Origin of the sequence: Burkholderia sp. Bmkn7 (genome assembly GCF_041103175.1) — a bacterium.
In the GTDB taxonomy this organism is placed as follows: domain Bacteria; phylum Pseudomonadota; class Gammaproteobacteria; order Burkholderiales; family Burkholderiaceae; genus Burkholderia; species Burkholderia cepacia.
The window spans coordinates 346,583-364,324 of sequence record NZ_JBGCUH010000001.1 but is presented as its reverse complement, the minus strand read 5'-3'; the positions used below and the strand labels follow the sequence as shown (position 1 = coordinate 364,324).

General features: G+C 69.8%; 14 protein-coding genes. 3 read left to right on the top strand and 11 right to left on the bottom strand.

What is annotated here, in order from left to right; all coding sequences use genetic code 11:
* Window positions 1-45: 45 nt before the first annotated feature.
* Both AB3K92_RS01595 and AB3K92_RS01590 read right to left on the bottom strand, forming a co-directional pair.
* Entirely contained in the window at window positions 46-1,431 is a 1,386-nt protein-coding gene (locus AB3K92_RS01595; protein WP_301853481.1) for a sigma-54 dependent transcriptional regulator, read from the bottom strand.
* Window positions 1,413-2,912, bottom strand: a complete 1,500-nt coding sequence (locus tag AB3K92_RS01590) for a PAS domain-containing sensor histidine kinase (protein ID WP_048027424.1) — start codon at window positions 2,910-2,912, stop codon at window positions 1,413-1,415. Before AB3K92_RS01590 ends, AB3K92_RS01595 begins: the two co-directional genes overlap by 19 nt.
* A gap of 193 nt (window positions 2,913-3,105) precedes the next feature.
* Here AB3K92_RS01590 and AB3K92_RS01585 point away from each other — a divergent pair, with 193 nt between their 5' ends.
* Window positions 3,106-4,062: a mannuronate-specific alginate lyase gene (locus tag AB3K92_RS01585; protein ID WP_369464362.1), complete on the top strand. Its 957-nt coding sequence runs from the start codon at window positions 3,106-3,108 to the stop codon at window positions 4,060-4,062.
* Window positions 4,063-4,261: 199 nt separating this feature from the next.
* Here AB3K92_RS01585 and AB3K92_RS01580 read toward each other — a convergent pair whose 3' ends face one another.
* The 6 genes from AB3K92_RS01580 to xylA form a co-directional block, all read right to left on the bottom strand.
* Window positions 4,262-4,591 carry a hypothetical protein gene (locus tag AB3K92_RS01580; RefSeq protein ID WP_021163235.1) on the bottom strand — a complete coding sequence of 110 codons (330 nt, stop codon included), beginning with the start codon at window positions 4,589-4,591 and terminating at the stop codon, window positions 4,262-4,264.
* Window positions 4,592-4,629: 38 nt separating this feature from the next.
* Window positions 4,630-5,865, bottom strand: coding sequence for a sugar ABC transporter permease (locus tag AB3K92_RS01575; protein WP_301853484.1), 1,236 nt, complete (start codon window positions 5,863-5,865; stop codon window positions 4,630-4,632).
* Window positions 5,862-7,421 (bottom strand): D-xylose ABC transporter ATP-binding protein, encoded by a 1,560-nt coding sequence (gene xylG / locus AB3K92_RS01570; RefSeq protein ID WP_301853486.1) that lies wholly within the window; start codon window positions 7,419-7,421, stop codon window positions 5,862-5,864. Before xylG ends, AB3K92_RS01575 begins: the two co-directional genes overlap by 4 nt.
* A 60-nt stretch (window positions 7,422-7,481) precedes the next feature.
* Window positions 7,482-8,510: a D-xylose ABC transporter substrate-binding protein gene (xylF, locus tag AB3K92_RS01565; RefSeq protein WP_021163238.1), complete on the bottom strand. Its 1,029-nt coding sequence runs from the start codon at window positions 8,508-8,510 to the stop codon at window positions 7,482-7,484.
* Window positions 8,511-8,614: 104 nt separating this feature from the next.
* Window positions 8,615-10,093 carry a xylulokinase gene (gene xylB / locus AB3K92_RS01560; RefSeq protein ID WP_301853488.1) on the bottom strand — a complete coding sequence of 493 codons (1,479 nt, stop codon included), beginning with the start codon at window positions 10,091-10,093 and terminating at the stop codon, window positions 8,615-8,617.
* A gap of 4 nt (window positions 10,094-10,097) precedes the next feature.
* Window positions 10,098-11,420: a xylose isomerase gene (gene xylA, locus AB3K92_RS01555; RefSeq protein WP_048027433.1), complete on the bottom strand. Its 1,323-nt coding sequence runs from the start codon at window positions 11,418-11,420 to the stop codon at window positions 10,098-10,100.
* Window positions 11,421-11,684: 264 nt separating this feature from the next.
* On the opposite strand from xylA, the gene AB3K92_RS01550 reads away from it, so the two are divergent.
* Window positions 11,685-12,878, top strand: a complete 1,194-nt coding sequence (locus tag AB3K92_RS01550; RefSeq protein ID WP_021164181.1) for a DNA-binding transcriptional regulator — start codon at window positions 11,685-11,687, stop codon at window positions 12,876-12,878.
* A 27-nt stretch (window positions 12,879-12,905) separates the two neighbouring features.
* Complete coding sequence (locus AB3K92_RS01545) at window positions 12,906-13,994, top strand: aldose epimerase family protein (RefSeq protein ID WP_301853489.1); 1,089 nt, start codon at window positions 12,906-12,908, stop codon at window positions 13,992-13,994.
* A gap of 99 nt (window positions 13,995-14,093) precedes the next feature.
* Here AB3K92_RS01545 and yjfF read toward each other — a convergent pair whose 3' ends face one another.
* The 3 genes from yjfF to AB3K92_RS01530 are packed head-to-tail and all read right to left on the bottom strand — an operon-like array spanning window position 14,094 to window position 17,730.
* The gene (gene yjfF, locus AB3K92_RS01540; RefSeq protein WP_301853490.1) at window positions 14,094-15,182 is read right to left on the bottom strand and encodes a galactofuranose ABC transporter, permease protein YjfF; all 1,089 of its coding nucleotides are present in this window, start codon (window positions 15,180-15,182) and stop codon (window positions 14,094-14,096) included.
* Window positions 15,179-16,219, bottom strand: a complete 1,041-nt coding sequence (locus tag AB3K92_RS01535) for an ABC transporter permease (RefSeq protein WP_021160499.1) — start codon at window positions 16,217-16,219, stop codon at window positions 15,179-15,181. The genes yjfF and AB3K92_RS01535 overlap by 4 nt, the downstream gene beginning before the upstream one ends.
* Window positions 16,216-17,730 carry a sugar ABC transporter ATP-binding protein gene (locus AB3K92_RS01530; protein WP_048027437.1) on the bottom strand — a complete coding sequence of 505 codons (1,515 nt, stop codon included), beginning with the start codon at window positions 17,728-17,730 and terminating at the stop codon, window positions 16,216-16,218. Before AB3K92_RS01530 ends, AB3K92_RS01535 begins: the two co-directional genes overlap by 4 nt.
* Window positions 17,731-17,742: the final 12 nt, after the last annotated feature.

Here is a 17,742-nt window from a genome sequence, read left to right as displayed (position 1 = left end):
TTTTACCCGCGGTTGTCGGGAATCCCGACAGGCGTCATGGCGCCGCTAGTCGTCGCGCTCGATACCCAGATGGGCCATGCGCGCATAGAGCGACTGACGGCCGATGCCGAGCTGCCGTGCCGCCTCCGCGCGATTGCCGTTCGCGCGCTCGAGCGCGCGCAGGATCGCGGCGCGCTCGACCGCCGCCAGCGCGTCGGGCAACGGCATGTCGAACAGCGGCGCAGGCAGCGCGAGCGTGTCGCCGCCGGACGCAAGCCCCGGCACGACGCCGAGCCCGAGATCGGCCGCGCCGATGGCGGGCCCGGGCGCCAGCGCGGCCGCCCGCTCCATCACGTTGCGCAGCTCACGCACGTTGCCGGGCCAGCGATGATCGAGCAACGCCCGCTGTGCGTCGTTCGTCAGGTGCAACGGGCGCGCGCCTGCCGCGCATGCCAGGAAATGCGCGGCCAGCGGCAGGATGTCGGCCACGCGATCCGCGAGCGGCGGCAGGTGCAGCGGAATCACGTTCAGCCGGTAGAACAGGTCTTCGCGAAACGTGCCGTTCGCGACGGCCTCGGCGAGATCGCGGTGCGTCGCGGCCACCACCCGGATGTCGATCGCCGTCGGACGATCCGCACCGAGCGGCGTCACCTCGCGCTCCTGCAGCGCGCGCAACAGCTTGGCCTGCATGGCGGTGGGCATGTCGCCGATCTCGTCGAGAAACAGCGTGCCGCCGTCGGCTTCGACGAGCCGCCCGGCGCGATCGACGTGCGCCCCCGTAAACGCGCCGCGTCGATGCCCGAACAGTTCGCTTTCGAGCAGGTCGGCCGGAATCGCCGCGCAGTTGACCGCGACGAACGGCCCGGCATGCCGCGTCGACGCGGCATGCAGCACGCGCGCCGCCACTTCCTTGCCGGTGCCCGTCTCGCCGGTGACGAGCACGGTCGCGTCGCTCGTCGCGGCCCGGCCGATCTGCTTCTGCACGTCGCGCATCGCGGCGCTCACGCCCAGCAGCCTGGGGCGGGCCGATGCGGGTTCGCGCGCAAACCCGCCATCGTGCGGCTCGACGGCCGCCGGCGGCGCGTTCGCGGAAACGACGCGCGCGAGCAGTTGCGCGATGTCGCGACGCCCGATCGGCTTGGTCAGGTGATCGAACGCGCCGAGCCGCATCGCGTCGATCGTGTTGTCGCTGGTCGCATGCGCGGTCAGCATCACGACGGGGATCGCGGACAGCGCCGGATCGTCGCGCAGTTGCGCGAGCACCGCGAGCCCGTCGAGGTCCGGCAAGCGGAAATCCAGAAAGATGCAGTCGACGCGGCCGCCGTCGCGCAGCGCGCTCAACGCCGCGCGCCCCGCTCCGGCTTCGACGACCCGATGACCGAGATCGGCGAGCGTCTCGGCCAGGCCGTCGCGAAATGCCGCGTCGTCGTCGACTATGAGGATGGTTGCCATGGGATTTCAATGACGAAGGATGCGCCGTGCGGAACGTCGTCGAGCCAGGCCTGGCCGCCATGCGCCGCGGCAACTTCGCGGACGACGGCAAGACCGAGGCCGGTGCCGTCCGCCCGCCCCGTCACGAACGGCTCGAAAATCCGCTCGCGCTGTTCGGCGGGAACCCCGGGGCCGGTATCCGACACGGTGATCCGCAGCCAGTCGCGTCCGCCGAACGTGCGACGCGCGGCGGCGAGCGTGACCGCACCGCCGTCGCCAGCATGGCGCAGCGCGTTGAGCAACAGGTTGTCGAGCGCGCGACGCATCTGGTCGGGATCGAACATGGGGAACGCGGCGGGCTGCGCAAGGCGTTCGCCCTGCTCGCCGGGCAGCCATGCGAGATCGATCGCCTGCCGCTGCGCCAACTCGCGGTGCGTGTCGACGACCTGCGCGAGCCACGCGTCGACGTCGACGCGCGTCGCATGCGGGCTGACCGGCTGCGTCAGCGCGAGCAGGCCCGACAGTTGCGCATCGATGCGTTCGATCTGCGCCAGGATCACGCGCAGCGCGTCCTGCTGGCGTCGGCTGTCGCCGGCCAGCGCGTTTTCGGCTTTCAGCCGCATCGCGCCCATCGGGTTGCGAATCTCGTGCGCGACCTGCGCGGCCAGTTTGCCGAGCATCCCGAAGCGTTCCGCCTGTGCGAGCCGCGTGCGGAGTTCGGCGGCCTGCTGTTGCAGTTGCTCGGCGCGCCGCGCATGCGCGTTGAACGCATCGATGATCCGGTCGAGATCGGGCTCGCCGACATACGGCAGCTGCGGTGCGCGGCCGTCGGGCGCCAACCCGGCTTCGATCCGCGCGAGATTGCCTTTCCAGCGCCGCAGCGCGATGGCGAGCGCCGCCGCGATCGCGAGAATCACCGCGAGCACGCCCGCAAGGCCCGTCGCCAGCAGCTCGCCGTGCCGGCCGAGCGGCGGACGGGCGCGCGTCAGCATCCAGACGAACAGGCCCGACCCGGCGCGGACCGGACACGCCGCCGCGATCACGGCATCCTGCGCGCCCTCGACCGCATTCGACGCCGTGGCACGCGTCGCGGCGGCCGCGCGCAGCGTGCGGAGAATCAGCGGCGTTTCCGCGTCCGGCACGTCGCGCTTGATGCCGCTGCCTTGATAAGTCGGAAAGGAATACGCAAGAAAACCGCTCGCCGCGGGTGCGCCGCCGGCCGTCCAGAAACCGCCTTCCATGTCCGGCGCGCGCGCCAGGACGATATCGAGGATCGCATGCATCAGCGCCGAATCGGGCTGCGCGCCGGCCTGCGCGGCGGACGCATCGTAGCGCGACGCGACCGCTTCGCAGGCCGCTTCACCCGCGGCCCGCGCGCCGGCGATCTGCTGCCCTTCGGCGGAACTGGCCATCACCCAGACGACCGCGACGAGCGTCGCGCAGAGCGTCGCGACGAGCGCCCAGAGCATGACGAGTTGAGTGGAAAACGGCGGACGCTTCATCGGATCGGGCTGGCGGTCGAGGGCGACAGGATAACGTAAAGCATACGACGCCGGGACCCGCGCCGCCGGCCTGCCGGATCGGGCAGGACATCGCGCCGGACGGCAGCGTCCGCCATCAGGAAAGGCCGCTGAAAGATCGAACCGCTAGACTGCCTCCGGCTCGACGCCCCCAACACGCCCCCTCGAGGACCGCATGCGTGCCATTTCTTTCCGAAGGCTATCGGTCGCGTTGTTCACCGTCGGCGCGCTGCTCGGCGCCGCGTCCGCCAGCCGCGCATGCGACGTGCCCGCGCCGGTGCGGACGATCGATCCGCCCGGCTATTACGACGACCCGACCGGTTATGCGCGCGACGTGAAGCCGATGCGCGATTTCATCGCGAAGCTGAACGCGGCGGCGGAACACGCAGACTGGTCGTGCGCGCTGACCCTGCTCGACAGCTGGGCGCAAGCGGATGCGCTGATGGGCAAGATCTCCGGTTATCAAGGGTATGACGAGCGTTCGTGGGCCGGCACCGACTTCGCGATGGTGATCCTGCGCATGCCGCGCGGCATGCGCGAAGCGAACCGCGCGCAGTTCAACGCAATCGACCCGTGGCTCGAACGCATCGCGATCGCCACGCGCGATTCGGAAGCAATCAACCACCTGCACAACAACCTCGTGTACTGGGCGGGCCTCGACCTGATCGCCATCGGCACCGTGACCGACAACGCGAGCCTGATCGATTCCGGCCTGCTGCGGGTACGCGAAGGCATCCGCGACATCGGCGCCGACGGTTCGCTCGCGCGGGAAGTCAAGCGCGGCAACCGCGCGCTGCACTATCACACCTTCGCGCTGCTGCCGCTCGTGTTCGCGGCGGAACTCGTGCAACGGCGCAAGATCGACCTGTACCGCGAAAACGGCGGCGCGATCGGCCGCCTCGCCAACCTCGTGATCGACGCGGTGGAAAATCCCGACAGTTTCAGGACGATCACGCCGGTCAGGCAGGACCTGTTCCCGTGGACGTTCCGCGACGAGCTGAGCTGGGTCGAGCCGTACTACGCACGTTTTCACGATCGCCGCCTGCCGGCGATCATCGCGCCGCGCCGCCCGTTCAGCGAATGGCGGCTCGGCGGCGACGTGAGCGCGGTGTGGGGTGTACCGCTGCCGTAACGGTCGCCGCGCGCGTTCGGGAGGTTTCGCCGCCGCGAACCGCCGCGACGGCGAAGCGAGCCGGGCCGTGATCACGGATCGTGTCGACGCCCGCTTCAACCGCTTTCCAGCACGAAATTATTCGGTCAACGCGCAACCTCGCACAACCTCGCACAACCTCGCACAAACGGCGCGCCGGCGAGGCCAGGCCATTCACGTATCAGCGTGCAGCGCCCGGAACGGGCTCGTTCATCGCATCGCCGTATCGCTCCGCGCGCTCGACGATGCGCGCGAGCCGGATGATGTCGGTCAGCGCGAAATCGTTCGCGTCCGGCCTCGGACGATCATGCTCGTCCGCCACGCGCATCGCGAACGCGAGCGCTTCCGAGCGCTCGCGCAACAGCGTGCGCAGCGCATCCGCGATGATCCGGCGGTCGCGCGGATCGCCGAGGCCGAGCGCGGCCCCGCGATCGTATTCGACGGCCGGCGCCGCGAGCGGCGACGCCGTCAGCATGGAGATCCCGCGCATCGGTACCGTGTTCCGTTTCATGTCCACCTCTCGTTGACGGGCGGCCAGCGCACGACGCCTCACCGCCGGTTCGACCGCGACACCACGTCGATCCACACCGCCAGCACCAGCACCGCGCCCTTGACGATCATCTGCCAGTACGCGTCGACGTCGAGCATCGACATGCCGTTGTCGAGGCTTGCCATCACGAGCGCGCCGATCAGCGCGCCGTACACGGTGCCCGAGCCGCCGCGCATCGACGTGCCGCCGATGAAGCACGCGGCGATCGCGTCGAGTTCGCCCATCGTGCCCGCCGACGGCGAACCGGCCGCGAGTCGCGCGGTGTTCACGATGCCCGCGAACGCGCACATCAGGCCCATCAGCGCGAAGATCGCGAGCTTCACGCGGTCGGTGTCGACGCCGGACAGCCGCGTCGCCTCGAGATTCGAGCCCACCGCATAAATGCGCCGGCCGAACACGGTCTGCGTCGCGATCCACGAGAACACGCCGAGCAGCGCGAGCAGCAACAGCACCGGCACCGGGATGCCGCCGTAGCGGTCGAGCGTCGCGACGAACGCGAACAGCACGGCCCCCGCGCCCACGATCTTGACGGCGTCCTGCCACAGCGGCGCGACCGCGAGCCGGTAGCGGCGCCGCGTGCCGCGCTGGCGCACGACCAGCAGCGCGACGAGCGCGAACAGCAGCAGCGCGAGGCCGTCGCCGGCCACGCGCGGCAGGTAGCCCTGCCCGAGGAACACGAAGCCGTCGGACACCGGGGCGATCGTCGAGCCGCCCGTCACGCCGAGCAGGATCCCGCGAAACGCAAGCATCCCGCCGAGCCCGACGATGAACGACGGCACGCGCCGGTAGGTCGACCACCAGCCGTTGAAGAGCCCGATCAGCACGCCGAGCGCGAGCACCGCCGGGACCGTCGCGGCGACGGGCCAGTGGCGGTTCACGTCGAGGATCGCCGCGACGCCGCCGAGCAGCCCGAGCAGCGAGCCGACCGACAGGTCGATCTCGCCCGCGATGATCACGAACACCATCCCGCACGCAAGCATTCCTGTGATCGACATCTGCCGCAGCAGGTTCGACACGTTGCGCGGCGTGACGAACGCGCCGTCGGTCAGCACCGAGAAGAACGCCCAGATCGCCGCGACAGCGAGCAGCAGTGCGAGGATCTTGTAGCGCACGAATATCTGGCGAAGCTGGCTGCCGGTCGAGCGCCCGGCCGGGTACCCTGCTTCGTGGCCGCTTGAACGGCGCGCATCCGCGTCCTGCGTCGCCGGGGTGGAGGAAGAAAGTTCGGAATTCATGTCGCACTCGCTGCAATGGGTTCGGTCGGCCGCCGGCCGGATTTCAGCGCGGCGCCGAGGATCTGTTCCTGTGTGAGGCCGTCGTTGACGAAGTCGCCGCGCAGCTCGCCTTCGCCGATCACCAGCACGCGATCGGCGAGCCCGAGCACCTCGGGCATTTCCGACGACACGACGATCAGCGCGACGCCGCGCTTCGCGAGCGCGAACACGAGGCGGTAGATCTCCGCTTTCGCGCCCACGTCGACGCCGCGTGTCGGCTCGTCGAGAATCAGCACCTGCGGCTCGGCCAGCAGCATCTTCGCGAGCACGGCCTTCTGCTGGTTGCCGCCGGACAGGCTCGCGATCGGCAGGAACGGATGCGCGGCACGCACCGACAGCCGCTGCATCTCGGTGCGGATCGCGTCCAGCTCGGCGGCCGCGTCGATCCGGCCGCGCGCCGCGAAGCGCCGCAGCACCGTCAGCGTGATGTTGTGGCCGACACCGAGCTGCGGCACGATGCCGTGGCGCTTGCGGTCCTCGGGCACCATCGCGATACCGGCGCGGATCGCATCGGCGGGCGTGCGGATCGACAGCGGCCGGCCGTTCATCAGCACGGTCGCCGTGCTCGCGCCCGGATACGCGCCGAAGATCGCCTGCATCAGCTCGGTCCGCCCCGCGCCGACGAGCCCGGCGACGCCGAGGATCTCGCCGCGCCGCACGCTGAACGACACGTCGTCCACCCGCTTGCGGCGCGGATTCGTCACGTCGCGGCAGGTGACATGGCGCGCTTCCAGCACGACGTCGCCGATCTCGTGCGGCTCGCGCGGGTACAAATCGCGAATCTCGCGGCCGACCATCATCGCGATGATCCGTTCGGTCGTCAGCGCGCGCATCGGCTCGGTCGCGACATGGCGGCCGTCGCGGATCACCGTCACCGTGTCGCACACCGCCTCGACCTCGTCGAGCTTGTGCGAGATGTACACGCATGCGACGCCGCGGCGCTTCAGATCGCGCACGATGTCGAGCAGGATGCGCGTTTCGGACGCGCTCAGCGACGACGACGGTTCGTCGAGGATCAGCAGCTTCGCGCGCTTGTTCAGCGCCTTCGCGATCTCGATCAGCTGCTGGTGGCCGCCGCCGTAGTTCATCACCGGCTGCGCGACGTTGATCGAGTCGATCCGCAGTTCGTGCAGCAGCGCCTCGGCACGCTGCACCATCGCCGCATAGTTCATGCGCCCGCCCGGCAGCGTGATCTCGTTGCCGAGAAAGATGTTCTCGGCCACCGACAGCTCGGGCACGAGCATCAGTTCCTGGTGGATGATCACGATGCCCGCGCGCTCGGTGTCGCGCACGCCGGACGCGACGAGCGGCGCGCCCTCCCAGCGGATCTCGCCGTCCCACGTGCCGTGCGGATACACGCCCGACAGCACCTTCATCAGCGTCGATTTGCCCGCGCCGTTCTCGCCGCACAGCCCCACGCACTCGCCGGGCCGCACCACCAGGTCGATGCCGTCGAGCGCTTTCACGCCGTCGAATTCCTTGACGATGCCGCGCATCGTCAGCAAGGGTTCGGTCATTCGCTCATGCCTCGCAGTGTGCGCGCGGACGCACCGGTGGGCCGCCCGCGCGCCGCGCCGTTACTGGCTCGCCAGCTGCGCCTGGGTATAGAAGCCGTCCTTCACGACGACGTCGACGTTGCGCTTGGTCAACAGCGTCGGCTGCAGCAGCACCGTGTCGACCTTCTTCTTGCCGTTGTCGTATTGCGCGTTGAACGCCGGTTTCGTGCCCTTCGCGAGATCCACCGCGAGTTTCGCCGCTTCGCTCGCGATCAGCTTGAGCGGCTTGTAGACGGTCATCGTCTGCGTGCCGGCGATCACGCGCTTGACCGCCGCGAGATCCGCGTCCTGCCCGGATACGGGCACCTTGCCGGCCAGGTGCTGCGCGGCGAGCGCCTGGATCGCGCCGCCCGCGGTGCCGTCGTTCGACGCGACGATCGCGTCGATCTTGTTGTTGTTCGCGGTCAGCGCATCCTCGACGATCCGCAGCGCGGTCGACGCGCTCCACTCCGGCACCCACTGCTGGCCGACGACCTTGATGTCGCCGCGATCGATCGCCGGCTTCAGCACCTTCAGCTGCCCTTCGCGCAGCATCTTCGCGTTGTTGTCGGTCGGCGCGCCGCCGAGCAGGAAATAGTTGCCCTTCGGCTTCGCGTCGACGACACCCTGCGCCTGCAGTTCGCCGACCTTCTCGTTGTCGAACGAGATGTAGGCATCGACGTCGGCGTCGAGGATCAGCCGGTCGTACGACACCACCTTGATGCCGGCCTTGCGCGCTTCGGCGACCACGTTGCCGAGCGTCTTCGAGTTGAACGGGACGATCACGATCACGTCCACGCCGCGCGAGATCAGGTTCTCGATCTGCGAGATCTGCCGCTCCTCGCTCGCGTCCGCGGACTGCACGGACACCTTCGCGCCAAGCTTCGTCGCGGCGGCCACGAAATAGTCGCGGTCGCGCGACCAGCGCTCGACGCGCAGGTCGTCGATGCAGAAGCCGATTTCAGGCTTGTCCTTGCTCGCATGCGCGAGCGGTGCGCCCAGGGTCAGGATCGCCAGCGCAGCGGCGCCGGCAAGCGAGCTCAATACCGTACGACGTTTCACGGATTTCATGTCTCCATTCCTCTCTTTATTGGACTACTCCACGAACGCCGGGCAGCCGCCGAAGCCGGTCGCCCATCGTCTTGCCACCGCGCGGCACGGCTTCGTGCGGCGTGTCACGCGCCTGTCGCAAACACCGGCTCGAGCGCCCGATACAGCGCGCGAAACGTCGGCCGCCGCGCGTCGCGATACCACGCGTGGCGCGCCATGTCGGGCTCCCGTACCGCGACGACGGGCGGCTGCGGGCACACCGCGTCGAGCGGCGCATCCGGTTCGAGCGCGAGATGCGCGAGCCGCGCGGCGCCGAGCGCCGGGCCGACTTCGCCGCCCTCGCGCAAGGTCAGCGCGCGGCCGCTCAGGTCGGCCAGCATCTGCGTCCAGTACGCGCTGCGCGAGCCGCCGCCGATCACCGTGATGCCGTCGGGCGCGAGCCCGGCCGCATGCAGCGCGTCGATCCCGTCGAGCAGCGCGAAGCCGACGCCTTCGAGCGTCGCGTTCGCGAGATCCGCGCGCCGCGTATCGGGCGTCATCCCGTAGAACACGCCCTTCGCATTCACGTCGTTGTGCGGCGTGCGCTCGCCGCTCAGGTAAGGCAGGAACCACGGGCGCTCCGCGCGTGCGTTCGCTTCCGCGTCGGCGAGCAGCGCGGCAACGCCGTCGTAGCCGGCCAGTTGCGCGGTGAAATCGACGCAGCCGGCCGCGTTCAGCATCACCGACATCAGGTGCCAGGTGCGCGGCAACGCGTGACAGAAACTGTGAACCGCCGATTCCGGATTCGCGCGGAAACCGTCCGACACCGCGAAGTAGACGCCCGACGTACCGAGCGACAGCAGCGCATCGCCGGGCCGCACGATCCCGACACCCACCGCGCCGGCCGCGTTGTCGCCGCCACCCGCGACGACCGGGATCTCGCGCAACCCGAGCGCGCGTGCAACGGCCGGCAGTAGCGTGCCGGTGATGCGGTTGCCCTCGAACACGGCGGGCATCTGCGCGCGCGACAACCCGCATGCGGCGAGCAGCGTGTCGTCGTAATCGCGCTTCGCGACATCGAGCCACAGCGTGCCGGCCGCATCCGACGGATCGGTCGCGAACGCGCCGGTCAACCGGTAGCGCAGATAATCCTTCGGCAACAGCACATGGGCGATCCGCGCGAATACGTCCGGCTCGTGCCGGCGCACCCACAGCAGCTTCGGCGCGGTAAAACCCGGCATCGCGAGATTGCCGGCGACGGCGCGCAGCGTGGGCGCGAGCCGCTCGAGTTCCGCGCACTCCGCATCCGTGCGGCCGTCGTTCCACAGGATCGCGGGGCGCAGCACGTCGCCGCGCGCATCGAGCAGCGTCGCGCCGTGCATCTGCCCGGTCAGGCCGAGCGCATCGATGGCGCGCGGATCGATGCCGGCCGCGCGTGCATCGGCGACGAGCGCCGCCAGCGCGCCGCACGCCGCGTCCCACCAGTCGCGCGGCGCCTGTTCGGACCAGCGCGGCCGCGGCCGGCTCACCGCCAGCGGCCGGCTCGCGCTGGCCCGCACCGCGCCGTCGCGGTCGAGCAGCACGGCCTTCACGCCCGACGTACCGAGGTCGACTCCGATGTACATGGCGTCAGCGCAGCCCGTAGATGGCCTGGTTCACGATGTTCTCGAGCCGCTCCTGCCCGCCGCTCGCATGCTGCGGGTTCACCCCGCGCGCGAGTGCGTCGGCGGCGAGCGATTCCAGCGTGTAGCCGCCCGACAGGATCTCGCGGCCGAACGCGCTGTCCCACTGCGCGTAGCGCTGCCGGCGCAGCGCGTCGAGCCGGTCGTTCGCGACCAGCACGGCGGCGCGCTCGAGCGCGAGCGCGAGCACGTCGATCGCGCCCACGTGGCCGTGGAACAGGTCTTCCGGATCGACGCTCTGGCGCCGCACCTTCGCGTCGAAGTTCATGCCGCCGGTGGTGAAGCCGCCGTGGCGCAGGATCTCGTAGAACGCGAGGGTCAGCTCCTCGACGCTGTTCGGGAACTGGTCGGTGTCCCAACCGTTCTGCGGATCGCCGCGATTCGCATCGACGCTGCCGAACACGCCGAGCGCGAACGCGTTTGCGATCTCGTGATGGAACGAATGGCCGGCGAGCGTCGCGTGGTTCGCCTCGATGTTCACGCGGATCTCGTTCTGCAATCCGAATTGCGTGAGGAAACCGTGCACGGTCGCGACGTCGTAGTCGTACTGGTGCTTGGTCGGCTCCTGCGGCTTCGGCTCGATCAGCAGCGCGCCCTTGAAGCCGATCCGGTGCTTGTGCTCGACGACCATCGACAGGAAGCGTGCGAACTGCTCGCGCTCGCGCACGAGATCGGTATTGAGCAGCGTCTCGTAGCCTTCGCGGCCGCCCCACAGCACGTAGTTCTCGCCGCCGAGCCGGTGCGTCGCGTCGAGCGCGTGGCGCACCTGGGTCGCCGCCCACGCGAACACGTCGGGATTCGGGTTGGTCGCCGCGCCCGCCGCGAAGCGCGGATGCGAGAACAGGTTCGCGGTGCCCCACAGCAGCCGCACGCCGGTGGCCTGCTGACGCTCGCCCAGGTAATCCGTCATTCGCGCGAAGTTCTCGACGTACTCGCGCAGGCTGTCGCCTTCCGGCGCGACGTCGGTGTCGTGGAACGTATAGAACGGCGTGCCGAGCTTCGTGAAGAACTCGAACGCCGCATCCGCCTTCTGCCGCGCCCGCTCGAGCGGGTCGCCCGGCTGCTGCCACGGCCGCCGGAACGCACCCTGGCCGAACATGTCGTGCCCCGGCCACACGAACGTGTGCCAGTAGCACACCGCGATGCGCAAGTGTTCCTCGAGCGTCTTGCCGAGCACCTGCTTCGTGCGGTCGTAATGGCGGTAGGCAAGCGGGTTGTCCGATTGCGGACCTTCGTAGCGAATCGCGGGAATCTGTTCGAAATACGACATGGCGTCTCCGTCCGGTTTCTTGTTGCAGTGCGGCGCGCGGCGCGTTGGCGTGCGGGCCGAATTCGGTCTGGCTGGATCGTGCCCGCGCGCCCCCGCCCCCGCAATTGCGAAATTGCGCAGCATGCTTAACGATTCTTGCCAGCGCGCTGCGCACAGCACGCGTTCCGTCCTACAATCGCCGGACACCAGACCAGCGCGCGGCACCGTCCGCGCCCCCGGAGACAACGGCGCGACGCCCCGCACGGCACGCGCCTCGAGACCGAGATGACCCGCGCCCCTTCCAGCCAGACACCGCACCGCATCGCGCTGCTGTTCAACGCCAACAAGGTCTACGACCGCGAGATCATCAGCGGCATCGGCCAGTACCTGCGCTCGACGCGCGTGGTGTGGGACCTGTTCCTCGAGGACGACTTCCGCTGCCGGCTCGCCGGCATCGAGCATTTCGACGGCGACGGCATCATTGCCGACTTCGACGATCCGGCCGTCGCCGACGCGCTCGCCGGCTCGCCGCTGCCGGTCGTCGCGCTCGGCTCGTCCTACGAGGATCCCGCGCAGTATCCGGACGGCGTGCCGTATATCGCGACCGACAACGCGAAACTCGTGTCGCTCGCTTACACGCACCTGATCGGCGCCGGGCTCGCGCACTTCGCGATGTACAGCCTACCCGACGCGCAGCAGAACCGCTGGGCGCAGCAGCGCGAGCTGGCGTTCGACCGGCTCGCGCGCGCGGACGGCCTCGACGCGCCGATCTACCGCGGGCTGTCGACGAGCGCATCGGCATGGAATCACGCGATCGAGCAGCTGATCGGCTGGCTGCATGCGCTGCCGAAACCCGTCGGCATCATCGCGGTGACCGACGCGCGCGCGCGGCACCTGCTGCAGGCCTGCCTGATCGCCGGCCTCGCGGTGCCCGAACAGGTCGCGATCATCGGCATCGACAACGATCCGCTCACGCGCACGCTGACGCGCATCCCGCTGTCGTCCGTGATCCAGGGCACCGAGGAAATGGGCCGGACCGCCGCGCACCTGCTGCACCAGATGCTGCGCGGCGTGCGTTTTCCCGACCGGCGCATTCTCGTGCCGCCCGTCGGGATCAACGTGCTCGAATCGACGCGCCACCAGCCGCTCACGAGCCCCTACGTGATGCGCGCGCGCCACTTCATTCGCCAGTACGCGTGCCAGGGCATCAAGACGGAACAGGTCGCCGACTACGTCGGCGTGTCGCGCTCGCTGCTCGAGGAACACTTCCGGCGCGAACTGCAGCGCACCGTGCACCAGGAAATCCTGCGCCACAAGCTCGAAGCGGCGCAGGCGCTGCTTGCCGGCCGGCAGGCGTCGAGCGCCGAAGTCGCGATCCGCTGCGGCTTCACGTCGCTTCAGTACATGTACGCGGTATTCCGCCGCGAGCTCGGATGCACGCCGCGCGAATACCAGGAACGCACGATCGCCGCGCACTGAAGCCGGCCCTACCCATCGAATCCACCTATGCATATCGATACCGACTCTCCCCGCCCGGCGCCCGGCGTCGCACGCGTCCCTTCCGAACCGTGGGGCACGCTGCCCGACGGCGACGCGGTGCGGCGCTACACGCTGCGTAACGCGCACGGGATGCGCGTCGTCGTCAGCGATCTCGGCGCGACCGTCGTGTCGTGGCTCGCGCCCGACCGCACCGGACGCTTCGCCGATATCGTGCTCGCGCACGACACGCCCGCCGAATACGTCGAATCGGGCGCCTACCTCGGCGCGACGGTCGGCCGCTGGGCGAACCGGATCGCCGGCGCGCGCTTCACGCTCGATGGCGTCGACTACCGGCTCGATCGCAACGAGCGCGGCAATCTGCTGCACGGCGGCGCGAATGGCTTTCACCGGCAGCGCTGGGCCGTCGTCGACGATTGCGGCGGGTTGACGCTGCAACTCGATTCGCCGGAAGGCGACGCGGGTTTTCCGGGCAACGTGAGCGTGCAGGTGCGTTATGCGCTCGACGACGACGGCACGCTGACGATCGACTACACCGGCGTCACCGACGCGCCCACGCCGCTCAACCTGACGAATCACAGCTATTTCAACCTCAGCGGCCGCACGGGCGGCGACGTGCGCGGCCACGTGCTGAGCATCGACGCCGACGCGTTCCTCGAAGTCGACGACGCGCTGATCCCGACCGGCACCGCCGACGTGACCGGCACCGCGTTCGACTTCCGGCACAGCGCACCGCTCGGCGCGCGCCTCGACTGGCCGCACGCGCAGCTCGCGCGGGCGCGCGGGTTCGACCACTGTTTCGTGCTGCGCGACAGCGCGCACGCACTCAGGCCCGTCGCGGCGATCTACGACCCGGAAAGCGGCCGCGAGCTGCTCGTGTCGACGGATCAGCGCGGCCTGCAACTCTATACGGGCAACTACCTGGACGGCCTGCGCGTGAGCGGCGGCACGCGCTGCGCGCGACACGCCGCGCTGTGCGTCGAAGCCGGCGGCTTTCCGGATCAGGTCAACATGGACGGCCTGCGCGACGCCGTCATCGTTCAACCGGGTGCCGTCTATCGACAGACCACGCAGTACCGCGTCGGCGTTCGCGCCTGACGCGGTGCACGGCGACGGCGCGGCTACGTCGCGCGCCGTTGCCCGGTCGATCCTGTTCCGCTGCACCGCAAGCGCGGTGCGATCGCCGGTGTGATCCCCCTACGCGCGCCGCATCGTCGACACGAGCGCCGCATCCTCGCCCGCGCCGGCCGGCCGTGCCGATGCGGCGTCGGCCGGCCGCGGCCGCTCGCCCAGCCCCGTGCCGCCGGTGCGCCGCCGCGCGGCATGCCGCTCGATCACCCGCTGCAGCACGCAGAACACGCACAGCAGCGCGCCGATCACGATCCGCGTCCACCACGAGCTCAACGTGCCGTCGAACGTGATCAGCACCTGGATCGTGCCGAGGATGCCGACCCCGAACACCGAACCGATCACGTAGCCCACGCCGCCCGTGAGCAGCGTGCCGCCGATCACGGTCGCGGCGATCGCGTCGAGCTCCATCCCCTGCGCCTGCAGCCCGTAGCCGGACAGCACGTACAGCGTGAACACCACGCCGCCGAGCGCCGAGCAGAAGCCGCTCAGCGCGTACACGCCGATCTTCGTGCGCGCGACCGGCAAGCCCATCAGCAGCGCCGAACGTTCGTTGCCGCCGACCGCATACACGTTGCGGCCGAACCGCGTGAAATGCGCGACGTAGATCGCGGCGGCCAGCGTCGCGAGCGCGATCAGCGCGCCCGCGCTCAGCGTGCCGCCGCCGACCGGCACGCTGATGCCCGCGATCGCATGGAACGTCGATTCGTTGATCGTGATCGACTGCGTCGTGATCAGGAAGCACGCGCCGCGCGCGAGAAACATTCCGGCGAGCGTCACGATGAACGGCTGCAGCCGGAAGTAATGGATCAGCGCGCCCATCGCCGCGCCGTACAGCGTGCCGAACGCGAGCACGAGCGGCACGATGACCCACACCGGCCAATGCAGCCGCTCGGCGCCGACCGCGCAGAAGATCGTTGTCAGCGCAACGACCGAGCCGACCGACAGGTCGATCCCGCCCGACACGATCACGAACGTCATCCCGATCACGACGATCAGCAGGAACGCGTTGTCGACGAGCAGCCCGGTGAGCACCTGCATCGAGAAGAAGCCCGTGTACATCACGGATCCGAAACCGAACAGCGCGACGAACAGCAGGATCGTCACGACGATCGGCAGCGTGCGCGGGTCGGCGAGCCGGCCAAGGAATCGGGTCATCGGGGCGTCGCTCCGGTGGTGGCGCGCGAACGCGCGGAAGGCAGCAGCCGTGACGCATGCCGGACGACCAGCGCGCGCGCCGCCTCCGACTGGATCAGCGTCACGACGATCACGACGACCGCCTTGACGACGAGCGTCGCCTCCGGCGGCACGCCGATCGAATAGGTCGTGTAGGTGAGCGTCTGGATGATCAGCGCGCCGAGTACCGAGCCGGCGAGGCTGAAGCGGCCGCCGAGCAGCGACGTGCCGCCGAGCGTCACCGCGAGGATCGCGTCGAGTTCGAGCAGCAGCCCGGCGTTGTTGCCGTCGGCGCTGCGCACGTTCGAACTCGCGAGGATGCCGGCGAGCGCCGCCATCACGCCCGAACACAGATACACGCCGAACACGACCGCACCCGCGCGCAGCCCGACGAGCCGCGTCGCGACCGGATTCACGCCGATCGCGCGTATGAACAGCCCGAGCGCCGTGCGGTTCACCAGCAGCGCGGTCGCGGCGATCGTCGCGATGGCGATCCACACCGCGCACGGCACGGTCGCGAGATACCCGCCGCCGAGCGCGAGATAGCCGGGCGCGCCGATCGGAATGATCTGGCCGCCCGTCAGCAGCTGCGCGACGCCGCGGCCGGCCACCATCAGGATCAGCGTCGCGATGATCGGCTGCATCCCGACGAACGCGACGAGCAGCCCGTTCCAGGCGCCCGCGAGCAAGCCGACGCCGAGCGCGGCGGCCAGCGCGGCACCGACCCGCGACGGATCGCCGTCGAGCACGATCGCCGCGGCCGCGCCGGCGATCGCGACGATCGCGCCGACCGAGATGTCGATCCCGCGCGTCGCGATCACGAGCGTCATCCCGAGCGACACGATCACGAGCGGCGCCGCGCGGTTCAGGATGTCGACCGGTGCGCCGAACAGGTGGCCGTCGAGCAGCGCGATCGACAGGAAACCCGGACGATGCGCGACATCGAGCGCGAACAGCAGCGCGAGCGTCAGCACCGGCCACGCGAGCGAATGACGAAACAGCATGCGCAGCGGCGTCATGACTGGCCTCCCGCGATCAGACGGTACACCTGCTCCTCGGATGCATCGGCGCCGCTCAGCTCGGCGACCTTGCGACGGTCGCGCAGCACCGCGATCCGGTGGCTCACGCGCACGACCTCGCCGATCTCCGACGAGATGAACAGGATCGCGAGCCCGGTCTTGCACAGCGCGAGCACGCGCTCCATGATGTCGAACTTCGCGGCGACGTCGATCCCGCGCGTCGGTTCGTCGAGAATCAGCAGCTTCGGGTCCGTCGCGAGCCAGCGCGCGAGCAGCACCTTCTGCTGGTTGCCGCCCGACAGCAGGCCGATCGGCTGCTCCGCGTCGCGCGCCTTGATGCCGAGCCGGGCGATATACGACTCGGCGATCTCGCGCTGGCGCGCGCGCCCGATCAGCCGCCACCAGCCGCGCCGCGCCTGCAGCGCGAGGATGATGTTCTCGCGGATCGACAGCGCGGCGACGATACCCTCCTTCTTGCGGTCTTCCGGGCAGTACGCGATGCCGTGCCGCACCGCGTCGTGCGGCGACGCGAGCCGCGTGCGCGTGCCGTCGATCTCGATCGCGCCGGTGTCCGGGCGCTCCGCGGCGAACGCGAGCTGCGCGGTTTCGGTACGCCCCGAGCCGAGCAGCCCGGCCAGCCCGACGATCTCGCCGGGCCGCACGTCGAGATCGAGCGCGCTCATCATCCCGCGCCGGCCGACCTGCTGCATCGACAGGAACGGCGCGGCGTCGCCCGCGGTGCGCACGGCGGCCGCGGCACCCGCCTGCAGCGTATCGGACATCCGCTCGCGGCCGGTCATCTTCGCGACCAGTGCGTCGACCGGCAGGTCGCGCGCCAGGTACTCGCCTTCGCGCTCGCCGTTGCGCATCACGGTGATCCGGTCGGACACCGCATAGGTCTGCTCAAGGAAATGCGTGACGAACAGGATCGCGATGCCCGACGCCTTCAGCCGGCGCAGCACGTCGAACAGACGCGCGACCTCGCCGTCGTCGAGGCTCGACGTCGGCTCGTCGAGGATCAGCACGCGCGCGTCGACGGAAACGGCGCGCGCGATCGCGACCATCTGCTGCACGGCGATCGGGTACGCGTCGAGCGAGCGCGTGACGTCGAGCGACAGGTCGAGTTCCGCGAGCGCCGCGCGCGCACGCGCATGGATCGCGTTCCAGTCGATCGCGCCGCGCCGCATCGGCTGACGGCCCGCGAAGATGTTCTCGGCGACCGACAGGTTCGTGCACAGGTTCACTTCCTGGTAAAGCGTCTGGATCCCGGCCGCCTCGGCTTCGCGCGGCGCGGCGAAGCGCACGGGCCGGCCGCCGACGCGAATCTCGCCCGCGTCGTGCGCATGCACGCCGGTGAGCACGTTGATCAGCGTCGACTTACCCGCGCCGTTCTGGCCCATCAGCGCATGGATCTCGCCGGGAAACAACCGGAAGTCCACGCGCTGCAGCGCGCTGACACCCGGAAATGACTTGTCGATGCCGGTCATCTCGACCACCGGCGATTGCGTCATGACCCCTCCGTC